We start from the raw sequence: 18,141 nt of genomic DNA, 5'->3' as shown, positions 1-18,141 counted from the left end.
GCCCGGCGCGCTCACGCGTCGGGTTTTCTTTTGTCACGCCTTTGGCAAGCGCAGGCGGGCGACGCCATAGGCAAACAGCGCGATGAAGGCGCAAGCGCCGATCAGGAACACCAGACGCAGTGCATCTTCTCGGCCCATAGTGGGTTCGGCAAACGCCATGATCCAGCCGCCCGCCAAGGCCCCGATCGGCATCATGCCCCAGCCGAAAAAACGGTAGATCGCGTTCACGCGCCCTAGCAGTGCATCGGGGATGACGCGCTGGCGGTAGGAGACGGTTACGACGTTCCACAGCACCGCGACGAAAGTCTCCAGAAACAGCAGCCCAACCGCGAGGGGAACTGAGCTGGACAGATATAGGCCGATGAAAGGCAGCGGCATCAGGGCGAGAGCGATCCACAAGCTGCGTTCGGACCCGAAACGGCGCGCCAGCGCAGGGCATAGAAGCCCGCCCGCCACGCCACCTGCCGCGCCCGCCGTTAGCAACATACCATGGCCGACCGCGCCGAGGCCGAGGACCTCTTGGCTGTAAAGAACGAGGATCGTGAAGCCCGCCATGTGCGCGGCGTTCAACCCGCCGAGGATCAGGGCCAGTTGCAGAATGACTTTGTGCTCGCGGATCCAGGCCCATCCGGCGTGCATCTCTTTCCAGAAGCCGTCGCGTTGGCTGACAATCGCACGGGCGGGAAAGGCGATGGCCCAGACGGCCCAGGCGGCGAGGGCAAATCCCATGGCCTCGAACAGAAACGGGGCTGGCACGGCCAGCGCGATCAGAAGGCCGGCCAAAGGTGGGCCGACGAACTGGCCCATGATCTGCTCGACCGACCAGATCTGGCCATTGGCTTCCTCCAGCCGGTCCTTGTGGACAAGGCTTGGCAGGGCCGTTTGCGCGGCGTTGTCACGGAATACTTCGGCGGTTCCCATCAGGAAAGCGAGTGCGGACAGCCCGGCGATTTGCCAGCCGACTGCCCCGGCCCCAGGCCCCGACAGGATCAAGGCAACGACCGCTAGCGCCAGCGCCATGCGCGTCAGATCAGCCCGCACCATCATGCGCTGGCGATCCGCACGGTCGGTCAGGACGCCCACGGGCAAGGACCAGAGGAACCAGGGAACGCGCGTTGCAAAAGCCACAATGGCGAGCGCGCGGGGGTCTGTGGTGATAAGGGTCGCAAGCCAGGGAAAGGCAAGAACGCCGATCCCGTCCGACAGGTTCGACAGACCCGCGCCGGACATCAGCAGGCGAAAGTTGCGGTTTTCCTTGAGCAATGCAGCCATGCCAACAGCTTGCGCAGATGCAGCCGTTCCGCACAATGTGGATCATGCGATTTCTCTTCCGCCTTATGATGCTTTTGCTCGTGCTGACTGTCCTGGCGCTGGCAGGGCTGCGGCTTGCTGCCCATCTCCGCGAAACGGAGGATGCCAATGCCAGCCCGGACATGGGGCGGTTTGTTCACACGGAAAACGGGCCGATCTATGCCATCGCCATGGGCCCGCCTGAGGGGGAGCATGTTCTGCTGATCCATGGATCGGTCGGGTGGTCGGGCTCTTGGTTGCATACGTTGGAGGTGCTGGCCGATGCGGGGTATTTCGCGGTGGCCATCGACGTCCCGCCCATGGGCTATTCCGGTCGCACGCCGGGCGCTGACTACGGCCGCGCCGCAAGTGCTGACCGCATACTTGCGTTTATAGACACACTTGGTCTGGACCCGCACATCGTTGCCCATTCCTTTGGGGCGGGGGCTGCCGTGGAATCGGTCATGGATTGGCCAGCCAGCGCCCAATCGCTGACGATCATCGCGGGCGCGCTTCCGTTGGACCCGGACGGCGAAGCCGAATTGCCCTTCTACTTGCGCCCGGTCTGGTTGCGCGAGGTGATTGTATCCGCGACCGTCACCAACCCGATTGCTGCGCGCCCCCTGCTTCAGGCCTTCCTGCACCGCGATGAGGCCGCGACTGATGAGGTCCTTTCGGTCCTGCGGATGCCCGCGACGCAAGAGGGCGCGACCGAGGCGCTGGCGCAATGGTTGCCGACCCTGCTCGTACCGCCAACCGACCTGCCATCGGCGCAATCGGAGGCGTATCGCGACCTCTTCCTGCCGGTCGAACTCATCTGGGGCGCGGAGGATGCGACCACGCCCCTTACGGAAGGCGAAAACCTCGCCGCGTTGATCCCGAATGCGACGCTGACCGTGATCCCGGATGTGGGGCATATCCCGATGATCGAAGACGAGGTGGCGTTCCACCAGGCGTTACTGGCCGCACTGGCGCGCAATACCACCCGCTAGGCCGCGAGGCGCCCCTCCTTGAAGGTGTGCATTGGTTCCGTGTCAGGAGGGCTCTGGACACTGGAATTCATGCGCCTATCCTCCGCGCTCCATTACAGGACGGAGCCCACATCATGCCCTTCACCCTTGCCACTTGGAACATCAACTCAGTCCGTTTGAGGCAGGGCATCGTAGCGCAGTTGATGGAAGAGGAAGCGCCGGACGTTCTGTGCCTGCAGGAATGTAAATGCCTGGAAGAGCAGATCCCCTTCGATGTGTTTCAGGCGCTGGGATACACCCACATGGTTGCGCGTGGGCAGAAGATGTACAACGGCGTCGCGATCCTTTCGAAAATCCCGATGGAGCAGGCGGGCAGCTTTGAATTTGCCGGTCTTGACCATGCACGCCATATCGCCGGACGGCTGGAAAACGGTGTGACGGTCCACAATTTCTACGTGCCAGCCGGCGGTGACGTTCCGGACCGGGAGAAGAACGTGAAGTTCGGCCAGAAGCTCGACTACCTGACCGACATGCGGGATTGGGCGCACAAGGAGAAGCCTGGGAAGTCCATTCTTGTGGGGGATCTCAACATCGCCCCGCGCGAGGATGATGTTTGGAGCCACAAGCAATTGCTGAAGGTCGTGTCGCATACCCCGATCGAGGTGGAGCATATGGCCGAGACGCAGGAGGCCGGTAAATGGGTCGATATCACGCGGCAGGATATCCCCGAAGGCAATCTCTACAGCTGGTGGTCTTACCGGTCGCCGAACTGGGCGGATGCCGACAAAGGGCGGCGGTTGGACCATATCTGGGCAACGTCGGATATTTCCAATGCGGGTCATTCCAGCCGCATCCTGCGCGCCGCGCGTGGGTGGAGTGAAAAACCCTCGGATCACGCGCCGGTCTTTGCGACATTCGACCTATAACCTTGTCCCCGCCGGGTCGCGCCCGCATATAGGCCGCAACACGCCTTACAGACGGAGCCCGTCATGCTCGAATTCGGAACCGACACCGCCGCCCCCACCGACCTGATCAAGGACGGCACGGAAGCCAGCTTCATGGCCGATGTCATCGAAGGCAGCGCCGAGGTGCCCGTGATCGTCGATTTCTGGGCGACTTGGTGCGGGCCCTGCAAAACGCTCGGTCCGATGCTGGAGAATGCCGTCACCGAGGCCAAGGGCAAGGTGAAGATGGTCAAGATCGACGTCGACGCCGAGCAGCGTTTGGCAGGTGCGTTGGCGCAACAGGGCTTGCCGCTCCAGTCGATCCCGACCGTTGTGGGCTTTGTGCAGGGCCGCCCGGTGGACATGTTCCAAGGCGCGGTGCCGGAAAGCCAGATCAAGGAGTTCATCAAGAAGCTCTGCGACATGGCGGGCAGCGATGGCGGCCTGGGCGAAGCGCTTGAAGCTGCGGAAGAGATGTTGGCGCAGGGGGCCGTGGCCGATGCCGCGCAGACCTTTGCCGCGATCCTGGGCGAAGAGCCTGAGAATGCGGCGGCGATGGGCGGTTTGGCCCGCGCGCATCTGGCGATGGATCAGATTGATGAGGCGGAGAGCCTGCTGAACACCGCGCCTGAAGCGATATTCAATGCGCCCGAGATCGAGGCCGTGCGTGCGCAGATCGAGCTGGCGCGGCAGGCTGCCGGGGCCGGGCCGCTGGGCGATCTGCAAGCCGCCGTGGAGGCCAACCCGGACGACCACCAGGCGCGCTTCGACTATGCGCAGGCGCTCCATGCCGATGGCAATGTGGAGGAAGCGGTTGAGCAATTGCTGGACCTCTTCAAGCGGGACCGGGAGTGGAATGACGGGGCTGCGAAGGCGCAGTTGTTTACCATTTTTGATGCGCTGAAGCCGCAGGATCCGGTGGCCCTGAATGGTCGCCGCCGCCTGAGCTCCATGATTTTCATGTGAGCAAGGCGGCGTAATCGTTGCCAAATACAAGTATCAGCCTACCTCTGATCCCATGATGTCTGCGGCCGACCTCCCGAACACGATCCCGGTTTTTCCATTGCCGGGCGCCTTGATGCTGCCGCGTGCGCGTCTGCCGTTGCATCTGTTCGAGCCGCGCTACCTTCAGATGCTGGATGACACGCTGAAGACCTCGCACCGCTTGATCGGTATGGTGCAGCCCTACGATGCGCCGGGCGGGGGCGAGAAAAAGCTGCATACCATCGGCTGTGCTGGTCGGTTGACCCAGTTCTCGGAAACCGAGGATGGCCGCTACATGATCACTCTTTCGGGCATGTCGCGCTTTCGTATTCAGCAGGAAGTGACGGGCTTCACGCCCTATCGCCGATGCGATGTGTCCTGGGACGGGTTCAGCGCTGATCTTGGCCCGGCTGAGGTCGACAAGGGCTTTGACCGCGACACGTTCCTTGATCTTCTGGCGCGGTATTTCGATGCCCTGTCGCTGTCGACGGATTGGGAAAGCCTGAAAGAGGCGGATGATGAGTTGTTGATCAACTCGCTGTCTATGCTCTGCCCGTTCGATCCCGAAGAGAAGCAGGCGCTTCTGGAGGCCCCGTCGCTGAGCACGCGACGCGAAACCATCGTGACTTTGTTGGAATTCGCATTGCGGGCGGGGTCCGATGAAGAGCGGATGCAATGAGCGACGCGCCGGTTGATCGCCGGATGTTGGAGGCGTTGGTTTGCCCCGTCACCCAAGCGCCTTTGACCTATGATGCGGAGACGCAGGAGTTGATCTCGAAGGCCGCGCATTTGGCCTACCCGATCCGGGGCGGTATTCCGATCATGTTGGAAGAAGAAGCCCGCAAGCTGGATTGAGCAGGGCTTACGTCAGCGGCGGTGTAGTCGCCATCCGGTGATGAACAGGACAAGTGCTGCGATCGCACCCATCCACAAAAGGGTTAGTCCGGTCGCCATGGCGGCCTCATACCCGTCGAAGGCGGCATCGTTCAGATCGCCATCGTCTGTGATGATATTGAATAGAAAATCGTTCTGGGCGGCTGCGAGCCCTGCGGCAGGCGCGGCAATGGCCGTCGCACCGACCGAGATGATGCCGCGTGCAACGGCATGGCGCCTGGTTTTTGCGAACCAGACGAGCACGCCCGCGAACGCCCCAAGCAAAAACCCAGCAGCCGCACCGCGCCAAGGGTAGGTGATCTGCGCCACGATCAGATAGCTGAGCACAGCGACAATTGCGACTGTGACGATCAGGATGGCGGGGTGACGATTAGCCATCGGACGTGGGTGCCGGTGGGGCAGGGCGTTTGTGCATCAGGCCACCGATCAGGATCAGTATTAGGCCGACCACGATGCCGAAGATCAGACCGGCCGAAGCGAAGATGGAGGTTATGGCCAGTTGATTGAATTGCTCTTCGGTCAGGCTTTGCTCGGTCGTCAGTGTTTCGACCGCCACATCACCCACTTGCTCCCCAAGCCCGGCCAGACCAACAATTGGGACCACGATGAAGACCGCGCCAAGGGCGAGAAACCCGCGAGCGAAAGCGATCTTCCCGATATCAGCAAACCAGATGAAAGCGCCTGTGCCGGCCGCGGCGATTACGCCTGTCAGAAATCCGCCGAAGCCGCCGACGACCCCGACGCTCAGGATGAAGCCGAACAGAAGGGCGAGGGCGCAGAACAAGACAAGGGCGGTGAGTTTTGGGCCGGACATGGAAAAGGCTTTCGTAGAATGAATATGTCGGGCGCAGTTTAGGCTGGTTTAAACGATGCGCAAAAGTGCGGATTTCCGGCCCCACACAGCGTTGGGGTCAGAGCGTACGACCTTGCATCAGACGGGGCAGATCGCCGGTCAGGCCAGCGGCCTCCCGGATAAAGCGGCGACGCAGGCCGGGCAGGGCGCTGATCGCTCCCATACCTATATCACGCACAGCCCTTAGTGCCGAATTATCGTTCGAGAACAACCTGTTGACTGTATCAGTGGCAACGGCAAGGCCAGCCGTGTCGAAGCGCCGCCACTGCTGGTAGCGGGCCAGCACATCTGGGGCCGAAATGTCCTCGCCGCGCCGTTTGGCATCGGCCAGCACTTCCGCCAAGGCACCGACATCGCGTAGGCCAAGGTTCAGGCCCTGACCGGCAATGGGGTGAATGCCGTGTGCGGCATCTCCAACAAGGGCGAGCCTATCACCAATGAACGACTGCGCGAGAGACAGGCCAAGTGGGTAGCTGTGGCGCTTGCCGGTTAGTGTGATCTCGCCCAGGAAATCGCCAAAGGCTGGGCGCAGGGCAGCGAGGAACGTCTCATCGTCCGAAGCGGCGAGTTCGCCAGCGCGCGGTTCCGTCTCGGACCAGACGATGGAGGATCGGTTGCCGGGCAGCGGCAGGATTGCTAGCGGCCCACCGGGCATGAAGAATTGGTGCGCGGTGCCGTTATGGGGCAGCTCGTGATCGACGGCGCAGACAAGTGCTGTCTGCTCATACCCCCAACCGGTGCGCTTGATCCCGGCGCGTTCAGCCACGCCCGACCGCCGCCCATCGGCACCTACCAGCAGGCGGCCATGCAGCACGTCGCCGCCATCCAGCGTAACGGATGCACCGTCTTGCGCCACAACCCGCGCGTTGGGCCGGTGTTGAACAAGCGGTTCAGCAGACAACGCCGCCATCAGCGCCCCGCGCAGATAGCGATCTTCGAGCATGTGACCCATCGGGCCTTCCTCGATCTCGGCGTGATCGAAATGTAGGAAGAACGGCGCGGCCCCTTCGCCGGCCCGCCCGTCAGAGGCTTTGATCTCCAACATCGGCTGCGCGTGATCTGCGACTTCGTCCCAGATACCTAGCGCCCCCAACATCCGCACCGACGCCAGCGCCAGCGCATAGGCGCGGCCATCGAAGTCATGCTCGGTTCGGGTTTCTTCCGGCAGGGCATCCAGCACAATGCTGCTCAGCCCCGCTTGCGCACAGGCCAAGGCGAGGCACGGGCCATTCAACCCGCCGCCAACAATCAGGATATCTGCGTCTACTTGTGCCATGCCTTTGATAATGGGGGCGGGGCGGGGATTGTCCATGCCGCAGCCCCCGGTTAGCCTTTCGCTGCGGCAAAAGGGGGCAAGCCTATGGACTGGATGTGGAAAAGCGCCTGCGAGATCGGGCGCGGCATCGGCGAGGGCCGCGTTGACCCGGTTGAATTGACCGAAGCCTATCTGGATGCCGCAAAAGACCACCCCCATGGCGATCATATCTACGCCCGCCGCACCCGAGGGCGCGCCTTGTCTGAGGCGATAGCCGCCCATGACCGCGCGAAGTTCGGCATAAGGCGCGGCTTGCTCGACGGGGTGCCGATCAGTTGGAAGGACCTGTTCGATACGGCGGGCGTCGCGACGGAAGCTGGCAGCAAGTTACTTGAGGGGCGGGTGCCGTCCGACGATGCAGAGGTTTTGGCCAACGCGACCCATGCCGGGCTGGTCTGTTTGGGCAAGACCCACATGACGGAGCTGGCCTTCTCGGGCCTTGGCGTGAACCCGTCCACCGCGACGCCGCCCAACGTGCACGGGGCCGATCTTGCGCCGGGTGGTTCGTCTTCGGGAGCTGCAGCTTCTGTGGCCTTTTGTCTGGCGGCGGCCGGGATCGGCTCGGACACGGGCGGGTCGGTGCGTTTGCCATCGGCATGGAACGACCTTGTCGGCTTCAAGCCGACGCATAACGCGCTGTCTTTGAAGGGCGTTGTTCCCCTTTGCGAGAGCTTCGACACAGTTGGCCCGCTCTGCCGCACGGTTGAGGATTGCGCAGAACTGTTTGCCGTTATGGGCAACACAGCGCCGCCTGATCTGCGCGAAGCCTCGCTGGATGGCACGCGGATGCTGGTGTTGAACCCCTATGCTTCTGACGTGCGCGAGGCGCCGGGGGCGGCGTTTCAATCGGCTGTCGAGCGCCTGAGCAACGCGGGCGCGCGGATTGAGACGGGGGATATTCCTGCCGTCAATGAAGCGATGGAGACGACACTTTCGCTATATACCGCAGAGGCTTACGGAACATGGGGGAAGGTGATCGAGGCTGATCCGGAGAAGATGTTCCACCGAATCCGTGATCGCTTCCGTCAAGGGGCGGACGTAAAAGCCGCCGATTTCGTAGCCCTTTGGCAGCGCCTGCGCGTTCTTCGGGCAGATTATCAGCGCGCCACAGCCACCTATGACGCGGTACTGATCCCGTCGGCTGCGAACCTTCCGCCCGATGTTGAGCGCCTCGATAGCGATGACGATTATTTCGTCACTGAGAACCTGTTGACCTTGCGCAATACGCGGGTCGGTAACTTGATGGGCCTGTGTGCGATCACCTTGCCCACCGGCGAACCGTCCACAGGCATCATGCTGATGGGGGCGCCGGGCAGTGATGCGCGGCTTTTGAGGCTGGCGGCGGCGGCGGAGAAGGCGCTGGCCTAACGGCCACACCCGCCTGATTCCCCTCGCCTTTTTCTGGACCACAGGGCCCGGCTTCGCTATTCTGCCTCCAAACAGGGCGTCAATGACCCTGAAATTGAGGCAGTTATGGTGTTTCCTGAGCGGTTTTCGAACCTTCCGGACTATGCGTTTCCGCGTCTGCGGAAGCTTCTGGACGTCCATGAACCGGGCGGCGATCCCATTGCCATGACCATTGGCGAACCGCGCCACGCTTTCCCGCCCTGGATTGCTGAAATCCTGGCGCAGAACCTCAATAGTTTCGGCAATTACCCCGTCAATGAAGGCTCCGATCCGCTGCGGGAAACGCAAGCCGCGTGGCTGGCGCAGCGTTATGGCGTCTCAGTCGATCCCTCCCAGAACGTCCTAGCGCTCAACGGGACGCGCGAAGGGCTTTACAATGCCTGCATGGCCTTGTGCCCTGAGCAAAAGAACGACCAACAGCCTGTCGTACTCACGCCGAACCCTTTCTATCAGGTCTATGCCGTTGCGGCCCTTTCTGTAGGGGCAGAGCCCATCTACCTGCCCGCGACCCCTGACACGGGCGACTTGCCTGATTTTCATTCCGTCGATTCCGCAATCCTCGACCGCACGGCGATTGCCTATATCTGCTCGCCCGCCAACCCGCAGGGCGCAGTGGCATCCGAAGCGTACTGGGAAGCGTTGATCACGCTGGCCGAGAAGCACGATTTCAAGATCTTCGCGGACGAATGCTATTCCGAGATCTACCGTGACACCCCGCCCCCCGGCGCGCTTCAGGTGGCGCAAAAGATGGATGCGGACCCGGACCGTGTGCTGGTCTTCCACTCGCTGTCCAAACGCTCCAATGTGCCCGGCCTACGCTCAGGCTTTTGCGCGGGTGGCGCCGAAAGCATCACGCGCATGAAGCAGTTGCGATCCTATGCCGGTTCGCCCCTGCCGATGCCGCTGCAGGCAGTGGCGGAACGGCTTTGGGCCGACGAAGACCATGTCGAGGACAACCGCGCGCTCTATCAGGCGAAGTACAAGATCGCGGACGAGATCCTCGCCGATGTCCCCGGATATCAGGCGCCAGAGGCTGGGTTTTTCCTGTGGCTTCCGGTCGAAAATGGTGAAGAGGCCACGCTGAAGCTGTGGCGCGAAACCGGCGTTCGGGTCCTGCCCGGCGCCTATCTGGCGCGCGAGGTCGATGGGGTCACACCCGGGCACGACCGCATCCGCGTGGCCATGGTGGCAGAACAAGAAGAAATGCGACGCGGGCTGAAAACGCTCCGCGAAACGCTCTACGATTGAGGAGGCGAGAGAATGGCCTATCAGACCCGCAGCGGACGTGAACCGCTTCTGGACGGACACATGCAGGAAATCCTCGCCCGACGCGGGCAGGAAATGATCGGCATGGCCCTGATCGGCCTGGGTCTGGCCTTGGCTGCGCTATTGTGGAGCTACGTGCCCGAAGACCCCAACTGGATGGCCGCGACCGATGCGCAGCCTGAAAACCTGCTGGGCCGGGGTGGGGCGTCTGTCGCTGCGATCCTGATCATGATCATGGGGTTTGCGGCTTGGGTATTACCTGCCACGGCGTTGGCATGGGGCGTGCGCTTCGTGTTCCATCGCGGGCAGGAACGCGCCTTGGGCCGCGTCCTGTTCCTCCCCATCGCGATTGCGTTGGCCGCGATCTATGCTGCGTCCCATGTGCCGCCGCAGGTCTGGCCGCACAACTTTGGCGCTGGTGGTCTGTTCGGTGATACGATCCTTGGTGCGCTCCTCAGCGCCATGCCGTTCGCGCCACAAGTCGGCATCAAGATCGCCGCGTTCCTTGCCTTTGCCGCGACCGCCGTTTTGGTTCTCTACGTGCTTGGAGTAACCAAGCGCGAATTCGGCCTGACCTTGCGCTTCCTGCTGGTCGGTATGGTCGCAACCGGCTCTGCCGTGATGGCGATGATGCGCAGCTTTGGCCGCGGCGTCGGGCAGGGAACCGCTGCCACCGCCAATGCCATTCAGGCCGCGCGCGTTGCACGGGCCGAAGCCCGCGCCAATGCGCCGGTCGCTGCCCCAGCCGCGTCTGAGCCGCGCGTTCTGCGCGCCGAAACGCCGGTTGAGCAGGACTTCGAGGTTGTCGATGATCCCTACCCCACACCTGCCCCGGCCCCGCAGCCGCAGGGTCTGTTCGCCCGTATGCCCCGCCTGATGCGTGACGCGGAGCCGCCGCTGGAAGGCCCGCTGCCCGAAGCCGATCCCGTGCTCGCGGAAGACCTGCACGATGCGCCGGTCGGTGAAGAGCGCGTCCGCTCCCGCATCTCCGACGCCATCCGCGCTCGGGTACGCCCGTCTGCGCCTGAACCGACAGGCAACACAATCGCTGAGATCGCGGCTCGCGCCCGTGTGACACCCGGCACGCCGTCCAAGGTGCCCGGCCTGAATCGTCAGGAACCGCCGCTGACCGCCGCCCATGCTGCACCCACAGAGGCCCCGATGGCTGAAGTCGAGCCGGTCGAACTGCACGAACCCGCGCCTGAACCGATCCCGACGCCGGTGGCACCCGCGGCTCAGCCCGGTATCCAGCGTCGTGTCGTGCAACAGCCGACCCGCAAGGCCCCGGCGCAATCGCGTCAGGCCAAGGCCGACAGCCAGCCCTCGCTGCCTTTGTCCGAGCCGGAACCCTATGAGTTCCCACCGCTGACGCTATTGACCAATCCGACGACGATCGAACGCCATCACCTCTCCGATGAAGCGCTAGAAGAAAACGCGCGGATGCTGGAGAACGTGCTCGATGATTACGGCGTGAAGGGGGAGATCGTTTCGGTCCGCCCCGGCCCCGTTGTCACGATGTACGAACTGGAACCTGCGCCTGGCCTCAAAGCCTCCCGCGTCATCGGCCTCGCCGACGACATCGCGCGGTCCATGTCCGCACTTTCCGCCCGCGTCTCCACCGTTCCGGGCCGCACTGTTATTGGCATCGAACTCCCGAACCAGAACCGCGAAATGGTGGTTTTGCGGGAGATGCTGTCCCACCGCGATTTCGGTGACGGCAACCACAAGCTGCCGCTGGCTTTGGGCAAGGATATCGGCGGGGAGCCGATCATCGCCAACCTCGCCAAGATGCCCCACTTGCTGATCGCCGGTACGACTGGCTCCGGTAAATCCGTGGCCATCAACACGATGATCCTCAGCCTGCTTTACAAGCTGAAGCCAGAAGATTGCCGGATGATCATGATCGATCCGAAGATGCTGGAACTGAGCGTCTATGATGGCATTCCGCATCTGCTCAGCCCCGTTGTGACCGACCCGAAAAAGGCCGTGGTCGCGCTGAAATGGGTCGTGGGCGAGATGGAAGAACGCTACCGCAAGATGTCCAAGATGGGCGTGCGGAACATCGACGGCTACAATGGCCGGGTGAAAGACGCGCTGGACAAGGGGGAGATGTTCTCGCGCACGTTCCAGACCGGCTTTGATGATGAAACCGGCGAACCCGTCTTCGAGACCGAAGAGTATCTGCCCGAGAAGATGCCCTACATCGTCGTCGTCGTGGACGAGATGGCCGACCTGATGATGGTCGCGGGCAAGGAGATTGAGGCTTGTATCCAGCGTCTTGCGCAGATGGCGCGTGCCTCCGGCATCCACTTGGTGATGGCCACACAGCGCCCCTCGGTCGACGTGATCACCGGCACGATCAAGGCGAACTTCCCGACGCGGATTTCGTTCCACGTGACCTCGAAAGTCGATAGCCGCACCATTCTGGGCGAGATGGGCGCCGAGCAGCTTCTGGGCATGGGTGACATGCTTTACATGGCCGGCGGGTCGAAGATCACCCGCGTGCACGGGCCGTTCTGTTCCGATGAAGAGGTCGAGGAAATCGTCCGCCACCTGAAAAGCTTCGGGCCACCGGAATACGCGACCTCCGTCCTCGACGGGCCAGCGGAAGACAAGGAAGCTGACATTGACGCCGTTCTGGGTCTGAACACGGGCGGCAACACCAACGGCGAGGACGCGCTTTACGATCAGGCCGTCGCCGTCGTGGTGAAAGACCGGAAATGTTCGACCAGCTACATCCAGCGCAAGCTCGGCATTGGCTACAACAAGGCCGCGCGCCTAGTGGAGCAGATGGAAGAACAAGGGCTGGTCTCAGCCGCTAACCACGTCGGCAAGCGCGAAATCCTCGTGCCTGAACAGGAATAAGGGGCGCAGCACATGGCCTTCTACAATCGCGTTGCCTACAAAAACGAGGCGACGCGGATCTTCAAAGAGATGGACACGGCCAATATGAGCTGTGCGGAGATCTCTGGCGGGTTCGGGAAGGGCTTCGGGTTCAAGGAATACGAGGAATTTCACTTCCCCGACTATGACATCTGCCAAGGCCCGTTCCGGGATGAAAAAGGCAAGCTGCGCAAGTTTGACGTCGTTATCGCCGATCAGGTGTGGGAGCATTTGGAACGGCCCTATGCGGCCACGAAGAACGTCTACCAGATACTCAAGAAGGGCGGGCAGTTCTACGTCTGCACGCCATTCTACGTGCGCTATCACGAGTTCCCGGTCGATTGCAGCCGCTGGTCCGCGCGCGGGCTGAAGAACCTGCTGATCGAATGCGGTTTTGAAGAAGACAAGATCTGGTCCGACCAATGGGGAAATCTGCAGGTCGCGCAGGCGGATTGCCGCAAGAAGTGGACGAAGTACGATGCTTCGATCCACTCGTTGGAGAATGATCCGAAATTCCCGATTGTAGCCTGGGCCGTGGGCACCAGGTGACGTGATCCGCCGGTTCTGGGCCTTGCGCGGTGCAATGGTTCATCCACTGCATCCGGTCTGTTATCCATTGCGGTGATCATAACCCGGACAGGAGCATGTCGATGCCCAGAGGATTTGCGTATCTCGCCGTTTGCTTGGCCTTTGCCGGGCCGCTTTATGCGGATGGCGCCTTCACCCTGACCAGCCCCGACATTGTGGAAGGAGAGCGCATTGACGACGCATTCATCTACGACGGGTTCGGCTGCACCGGGGGCAATACCTCCCCCGCCTTTGCATGGAGCGATGCGCCAGAGGGCACGGAAAGCTTCGCGTTCACCGTCTTCGATCCAGACGCCCCGCGGGACGGCGGGTGGTGGCATTGGCTGGCCTTCGACATTCCAGCGGATGTCATGTCGCTGGAACAAGGCGCGGGTTCGGATGATGGCACGATGCCAGCCGGAACCGTACAAAGCATGACGGACTTCGGAGAGACGGGCTATGATGGCTCTTGCCCGCCGCAAGGCCAAGATCATCGTTATGAATTCACCGTCTACGCGCTGGGCGTGGCCTCCCTTGGACTGGCGGATGCGGCAAGCCCGGCAGACGTGCAGGCGGCTATAGAGGAAAATGCCCTTGGCTCGTCCCGTATCACGGCAACCTACGGGCGATAGGCGGCCCGCCCCTCCTTCGGTGTCACGCGCCTTTGATTGCGGGTTTTCCGCTGCTGTTATCGTATAGCGACCCGGCTATGCCTATATTTCGGGTAAGCATTTCGAATCGGAGAGAAATCCCCATGCCGATCACACGACGCGCCCTGCTGGGTGCCACCGCCGCCGCAACCTCTGCCTCGCTTCTGGGCGTGCGGGCGGCCCACGCAAACGCCATTCCGCTCGGGCAATTGTCCAACTACCTGAATGGTATTCAGACGGCGCAAAGCCCGTTTACCCAAATCAACTCGGACGGCTCTGTTTCGACCGGTACCGTGTTCATTCACCGCCCGGGCCGCGTGCGCTTCGAGTATGACGGCGAAGATCTATTGGTGATGGCCGGCGGCAGCCAGGTAGCGATCTTCGATGGCCGCGCCTCGGGCCCGCCTGAGCAATATCCGCTGAGTGAGACACCCTTGCGCATCATCCTGCAGCGCAACGTGAACCTTGGCCAATCGGGCATGGTCAGCGAGCATTCGTTCGATGGCACATCAACGCGCGTGGTGGCCCGCGACCCGGAGCGTCCGAATATCGGCTCCATCACGTTGGTCTTCACGCCGAACCCGATTGAGCTGCGCCAGTGGATTATCACTGATGAAGGCGGCCAGCGCACAACGGTCGTGTTGGGCGGGTTAGAGACAGGCGGCTCAATCCCCGCCCGCTACTTCGCAATCCAGCAAGAAATCAACGCACGCGCCGGTTAACAGCGCTCAAGCTGTTGGCGATACATCTCGGCGCGTTCTTCGACGCGCCGGGCGACATCCAGAAGCCAAGGCTTTGAATTGTACGACCCGCGTGCATAGCCGGTATGGCCTTCGTGATACGCGAGGTACTGGCGGCGCGTGTCATCGAGCGGGATGTTGTTCCGCTCCAGCGTCAGGTTCATGTACCAGCCCATGAAATCCGTGGCATCGTCGATATCGGTGCGGCGCGCACGGGGCCGACCCTCGGCCTCCTGATACTCTTCCCACGTCCCATCCAGTGCCTGGCTGTAGCCAATGGCCGAGCTTTGGCGACCCATCGGGATCACACCAAGCGCGTAGCGAAAGGGCGGGCGGATATCGCCATCAAACCGGCTTTCTTGATGAATAATCGCCATCTGCACATGCACCGGCACATTCCAGCGCCGTTCCGTTCGACGCATGGCTCGCCCGTAATTGGGCCGTTCGCGCAGTAGCGCGCAGGCATCATCCAGATTGCGGGGAGATTCGAATTCGCGCGATCCACACGCGCTGACAAGGGCCACAAGGCCCACCGTAAATGTTCGTCTGTACATGGGCCTGCTCTGCCTCTGGTGCCGATTTTTCGACGTTGTGGATAAGTATAGCCGAAAAAGCCGCGCAGTAAAACTGGTGGAATGCCTCAGTTGGCGAGCAGAAACGACAATGTGACCGGCAGCGTGGCAATGGCGAGCAGGGTGGAGATCACGACAAGGCCGGCGACCGCCTCAGGCTCCTGCTTGTAGCGTTCGGCCAGCAGGTAGGACGTGACCCCAACAGGCGTGACCATTTGCAGGATCAGGACGGCGGCGGGCAGACCTGTCAGGCCAAGCGCCCACACAGCCACAATGGCCGCCGCAAGCCCGATTGCCAGCTTGGCCAGAGAAAGGCCAAGTGCCTGTACCACGCCGGCGGGTTTCAGCCGAGCGACCGCCGCACCAAGGGTCAGCAGCATCAGGGGAATGCCCATTTGCCCCATCAGACCCAGCGCATTCATCGCAACCTCGGGCGGAGTCAGATCGAGCGACAGGAAAACGACGCCAAGAACGGATGCCCAAAGGATCGGCTCTTTCAAAACGCGCAACGGGTTGGCGGCCCCTGCCACCATCCACAGACCAAACGTGAACATCACAATAGCCATGATGGCGAAGACAACGACGGCCAGGCCAAGCCCCTGATCGCCAAATGCGAAGAGGGCAAGCGGCAGGCCGAGGTTGCCGGTATTGCCGAACGTGAGCGGGGCAGAGAAGGCGCGCAGGTTACGACCGATCAGCCGCAAAAGGCCCAGCACCAGCACCGCCGCGACCCCGTAGGCGAGCGCTGTGGCCAACCCAAGCGACAGGACCGCGCCCGCATCGATATCCGCCGAAACCAAAGCCGTGAAGATCAGGCAGGGTACTGCTAACGTCATCGCAAGGCGTGTCACGAACTCGGTCGGATAGTCATAACCCAACCGCACCCAGCCAAAGCCAGCCGCGCCCAGAAGGAACACAGGCGCCGTGATCTCAAGCACTGTTAGGGCAAGGTTCACAGACTGTTTCCCTTAGATTCCGCGTCTCGGCATGGACAAACCGCGCCCGTTTTCGTTAACAAACAGGCTACTACCCGGGGGCAAGCCATGCTTGAGACACACGCCAAATACAATATCGGCCAGGTGGTTCGGCACCGGAAACACCCCTTTCGTGGGGTGGTTTTCGACATCGACGCCGAATTTTCGAATACCGATGAGTGGTACGAAGCGATTCCCGAAGAGGCGCGCCCTCGGAAGGAACAGCCGTTCTATCACCTGCTGGCCGAGAATGATCAGACCTACTACGTGGCCTATGTGTCCGAACAGAACCTGATCCCGGACGAAACCGGAGAGCCCGTGGGCCACCCCGATTTGCCGGATCTGTTTGGTGATTTTCAGGACGGGCATTACCCGCTGGAATATCAGCTGAACTGAAGCAGGCTCAGGCGAGCGTACGCAGGTGCTGCGTCAGCGCGTCGATGGATCCGCCGCGGGCCTCCAACATCGCACCAATCTCTGTCCGCTCCGAGATCATCAGGTTCACGCCCGCGATGATCAGGTTGAAAAAGCGCGGGCTGCCTGAACCGTCCGACACCAGCCACCGCAATTCGAACGGGGCCTCTCCACGCATGTTTACGGTCGTAATGACCTCAAAGAATGAGCGCACGGCACGGGTGGAATTCACTTCGATGGAACCACCGATGAATTCGCGGAAGCGGCGGCCGTATTTGGCGGAGAAGTAGTCTTGGAATGCGTCTGTGAAGGCACGCATCTGGGCGCGGCTTGCGCTGCGTGCGGGCGGTCCAAGAACCGAACGTGCGATGGTGGGCACGTCTGCGTAGGTCTGAAATATCCGCTCCATCTGCGGCAAGACCTGCGCCTCTGACCCGCCAGAAGCGATCACGCGGTTCACATCGGCCACGGCGGCATCGACCAGAGCCTGCGCTTGGGCGGCATTCAGGGCCTGCGCCTGACGTGGCAGGAACGGCAAGGTCGTCCCGGCAAGGGCGGTGGACAGAAAGGCGCGGCGGCGGAATTTGAGCAGGTTATTGGGCATAGGGATCAAAATACGGGTCCGAGTAAGGGTCATAATAGGGATCGGCGGCAACGGCTTCTGCCGCGGCTGCTGGGTCATCCCCGGCGTACGGGTCTTCGTAGGTGGCAGCCGCTCCGCCAAGTTCAAACCGGCGTTGTTGCAGGTAGAGGGAACGGAGTTGTGCATAGCTGTCCGCTGACTCGTACAGGATCGAGTCGATGGTGCCATCGAACTGGTAGCGGCTGTCGAGGCCTGAGGCGACGGAGGTCGCGGTGAGGTAGTAGCTTTCGGGCGTATCCACATGGTGGCGCAGCGGGTTCATGGCGAAGTCGACAACCATGCCCACCGTGTCGCGCGTGGTGGACGGACCAAGCACCGGGTGCACGATGTAGTCGCCCTCCCCGAAGCCGTAGATGTGTAGTGTCTCACCGAAATCTGTCGACTCGGCGGGCACGCCTAGCTCAGACGCAACATCGAACAGGCCTGCCACACCAAGCGTCGAATTGATTGCAAACCGCAGCGTGTTCTGCGCCGCATCGCCCAAGCGAAGTTGCAGCAGATTGTTAATCACATAGCCGGGCTGGTTCAGGTTGGACGCAAAATTCGATACGCCGTCGCGCACAGGCTCGGGTACGGAATTGCCATAGGCGTCCGACGTTGGCCCCAGCAAGGACTGATCCAGCGACAGGTTGAATTCGTGGGCCGCGCGGTTGCGGGCCTCATACTGATCTTCGACCTGATCACCTGGCGGCAAAGTCGCGGGGCCGCATGCGGTGATCAGCAACGTCAGCGCCAGGACGCCCATGGTGCTTGCTGAATGGATAGAAATCCGAT

Annotated in this window: 20 protein-coding genes; 12 read left to right on the top strand and 8 right to left on the bottom strand. The window is 62.0% G+C overall.

Annotation, left to right across the window (positions count from 1 at the left end; translation table 11 throughout):
• Nucleotides 1–33 precede the first annotated feature (33 nt).
• Nucleotides 34–1,272 (bottom strand): MFS transporter, encoded by a 1,239-nt coding sequence (locus V8J81_RS15980; protein WP_368476741.1) that lies wholly within the window; start codon nucleotides 1,270–1,272, stop codon nucleotides 34–36.
• A 44-nt stretch (nucleotides 1,273–1,316) separates the two neighbouring features.
• Between V8J81_RS15980 and V8J81_RS15975 the strand changes: the two genes are divergently transcribed.
• The 5 genes from V8J81_RS15975 to V8J81_RS15955 all read left to right on the top strand — a co-directional run bounded on the left by V8J81_RS15975 (nucleotide 1,317) and on the right by V8J81_RS15955 (nucleotide 5,044).
• The gene (locus tag V8J81_RS15975) at nucleotides 1,317–2,282 is read left to right on the top strand and encodes an alpha/beta fold hydrolase (RefSeq protein ID WP_368476740.1); all 966 of its coding nucleotides are present in this window, start codon (nucleotides 1,317–1,319) and stop codon (nucleotides 2,280–2,282) included.
• A 113-nt stretch (nucleotides 2,283–2,395) separates the two neighbouring features.
• Nucleotides 2,396–3,187: an exodeoxyribonuclease III gene (locus tag V8J81_RS15970; RefSeq protein WP_368476739.1), complete on the top strand. Its 792-nt coding sequence runs from the start codon at nucleotides 2,396–2,398 to the stop codon at nucleotides 3,185–3,187.
• 63 nt (nucleotides 3,188–3,250) lie between these two features.
• A complete protein-coding gene (locus tag V8J81_RS15965; RefSeq protein WP_368476738.1) occupies nucleotides 3,251–4,171 on the top strand; it encodes a tetratricopeptide repeat protein in 921 nt (306 codons plus the stop codon).
• 52 nt (nucleotides 4,172–4,223) lie between these two features.
• Entirely contained in the window at nucleotides 4,224–4,868 is a 645-nt protein-coding gene (locus tag V8J81_RS15960; RefSeq protein WP_368476737.1) for an LON peptidase substrate-binding domain-containing protein, read from the top strand.
• Complete coding sequence (locus tag V8J81_RS15955; RefSeq protein WP_368476736.1) at nucleotides 4,865–5,044, top strand: Trm112 family protein; 180 nt, start codon at nucleotides 4,865–4,867, stop codon at nucleotides 5,042–5,044. Before V8J81_RS15960 ends, V8J81_RS15955 begins: the two co-directional genes overlap by 4 nt.
• A gap of 12 nt (nucleotides 5,045–5,056) precedes the next feature.
• Here V8J81_RS15955 and V8J81_RS15950 read toward each other — a convergent pair whose 3' ends face one another.
• The 3 genes from V8J81_RS15950 to V8J81_RS15940 form a co-directional block, all read right to left on the bottom strand.
• Nucleotides 5,057–5,461 carry a hypothetical protein gene (locus tag V8J81_RS15950; RefSeq protein WP_368476735.1) on the bottom strand — a complete coding sequence of 135 codons (405 nt, stop codon included), beginning with the start codon at nucleotides 5,459–5,461 and terminating at the stop codon, nucleotides 5,057–5,059.
• Nucleotides 5,454–5,897 carry a hypothetical protein gene (locus V8J81_RS15945; protein WP_368476734.1) on the bottom strand — a complete coding sequence of 148 codons (444 nt, stop codon included), beginning with the start codon at nucleotides 5,895–5,897 and terminating at the stop codon, nucleotides 5,454–5,456. Before V8J81_RS15945 ends, V8J81_RS15950 begins: the two co-directional genes overlap by 8 nt.
• 97 nt (nucleotides 5,898–5,994) lie before the next feature.
• On the bottom strand, nucleotides 5,995–7,248 hold the full coding sequence (locus V8J81_RS15940; RefSeq protein WP_368476733.1) for an FAD-dependent monooxygenase: 1,254 nt from the start codon (nucleotides 7,246–7,248) through the stop codon (nucleotides 5,995–5,997).
• Between the two features lie 48 nt (nucleotides 7,249–7,296).
• Between V8J81_RS15940 and V8J81_RS15935 the strand changes: the two genes are divergently transcribed.
• The 6 genes from V8J81_RS15935 (at nucleotide 7,297) to V8J81_RS15910 (ending at nucleotide 14,746) form a co-directional block, all read left to right on the top strand.
• The gene (locus tag V8J81_RS15935; RefSeq protein WP_368476732.1) at nucleotides 7,297–8,619 is read left to right on the top strand and encodes an amidase; all 1,323 of its coding nucleotides are present in this window, start codon (nucleotides 7,297–7,299) and stop codon (nucleotides 8,617–8,619) included.
• A 105-nt stretch (nucleotides 8,620–8,724) separates the two neighbouring features.
• A complete protein-coding gene (locus tag V8J81_RS15930; protein ID WP_368476731.1) occupies nucleotides 8,725–9,906 on the top strand; it encodes an aminotransferase class I/II-fold pyridoxal phosphate-dependent enzyme in 1,182 nt (393 codons plus the stop codon).
• Between the two features lie 12 nt (nucleotides 9,907–9,918).
• Nucleotides 9,919–12,789, top strand: a complete 2,871-nt coding sequence (locus V8J81_RS15925) for a DNA translocase FtsK (protein WP_368476730.1) — start codon at nucleotides 9,919–9,921, stop codon at nucleotides 12,787–12,789.
• 12 nt (nucleotides 12,790–12,801) lie between these two features.
• Nucleotides 12,802–13,356, top strand: coding sequence for a class I SAM-dependent methyltransferase (locus V8J81_RS15920; protein ID WP_368476729.1), 555 nt, complete (start codon nucleotides 12,802–12,804; stop codon nucleotides 13,354–13,356).
• A 101-nt stretch (nucleotides 13,357–13,457) separates the two neighbouring features.
• The gene (locus V8J81_RS15915; protein WP_368476728.1) at nucleotides 13,458–14,006 is read left to right on the top strand and encodes a YbhB/YbcL family Raf kinase inhibitor-like protein; all 549 of its coding nucleotides are present in this window, start codon (nucleotides 13,458–13,460) and stop codon (nucleotides 14,004–14,006) included.
• 122 nt (nucleotides 14,007–14,128) lie between these two features.
• Nucleotides 14,129–14,746, top strand: coding sequence for a LolA family protein (locus V8J81_RS15910; protein ID WP_368476727.1), 618 nt, complete (start codon nucleotides 14,129–14,131; stop codon nucleotides 14,744–14,746).
• Here the strand turns inward: V8J81_RS15910 and V8J81_RS15905 are convergent.
• Both V8J81_RS15905 and V8J81_RS15900 read right to left on the bottom strand, forming a co-directional pair.
• Nucleotides 14,743–15,318, bottom strand: coding sequence for a transglycosylase SLT domain-containing protein (locus tag V8J81_RS15905; RefSeq protein WP_368476726.1), 576 nt, complete (start codon nucleotides 15,316–15,318; stop codon nucleotides 14,743–14,745). The genes V8J81_RS15910 and V8J81_RS15905 overlap by 4 nt on opposite strands.
• 86 nt (nucleotides 15,319–15,404) lie before the next feature.
• Nucleotides 15,405–16,292, bottom strand: coding sequence for an AEC family transporter (locus V8J81_RS15900; RefSeq protein WP_439649904.1), 888 nt, complete (start codon nucleotides 16,290–16,292; stop codon nucleotides 15,405–15,407).
• An 87-nt stretch (nucleotides 16,293–16,379) separates the two neighbouring features.
• Between V8J81_RS15900 and hspQ the strand changes: the two genes are divergently transcribed.
• Nucleotides 16,380–16,706, top strand: coding sequence for a heat shock protein HspQ (gene hspQ / locus V8J81_RS15895; protein ID WP_368476724.1), 327 nt, complete (start codon nucleotides 16,380–16,382; stop codon nucleotides 16,704–16,706).
• Between the two features lie 7 nt (nucleotides 16,707–16,713).
• Here the strand turns inward: hspQ and V8J81_RS15890 are convergent, their stop codons facing one another.
• Both V8J81_RS15890 and V8J81_RS15885 read right to left on the bottom strand, forming a co-directional pair.
• Nucleotides 16,714–17,328, bottom strand: coding sequence for an MlaC/ttg2D family ABC transporter substrate-binding protein (locus V8J81_RS15890; RefSeq protein WP_368476723.1), 615 nt, complete (start codon nucleotides 17,326–17,328; stop codon nucleotides 16,714–16,716).
• A complete protein-coding gene (locus V8J81_RS15885; protein ID WP_368476722.1) occupies nucleotides 17,318–18,112 on the bottom strand; it encodes an MlaA family lipoprotein in 795 nt (264 codons plus the stop codon). The genes V8J81_RS15890 and V8J81_RS15885 overlap by 11 nt, the downstream gene beginning before the upstream one ends.
• Between the last annotated feature and the right edge of the window lie 29 nt (nucleotides 18,113–18,141).

The sequence above is a fragment of the Gymnodinialimonas sp. 202GB13-11 genome (genome assembly GCF_040932485.1).
Lineage (GTDB): Bacteria > Pseudomonadota > Alphaproteobacteria > Rhodobacterales > Rhodobacteraceae > Gymnodinialimonas > Gymnodinialimonas hymeniacidonis.
The sequence above is the reverse complement of the archived record's forward strand: the minus strand, read 5'-3'. Positions and strand labels throughout refer to the sequence as shown.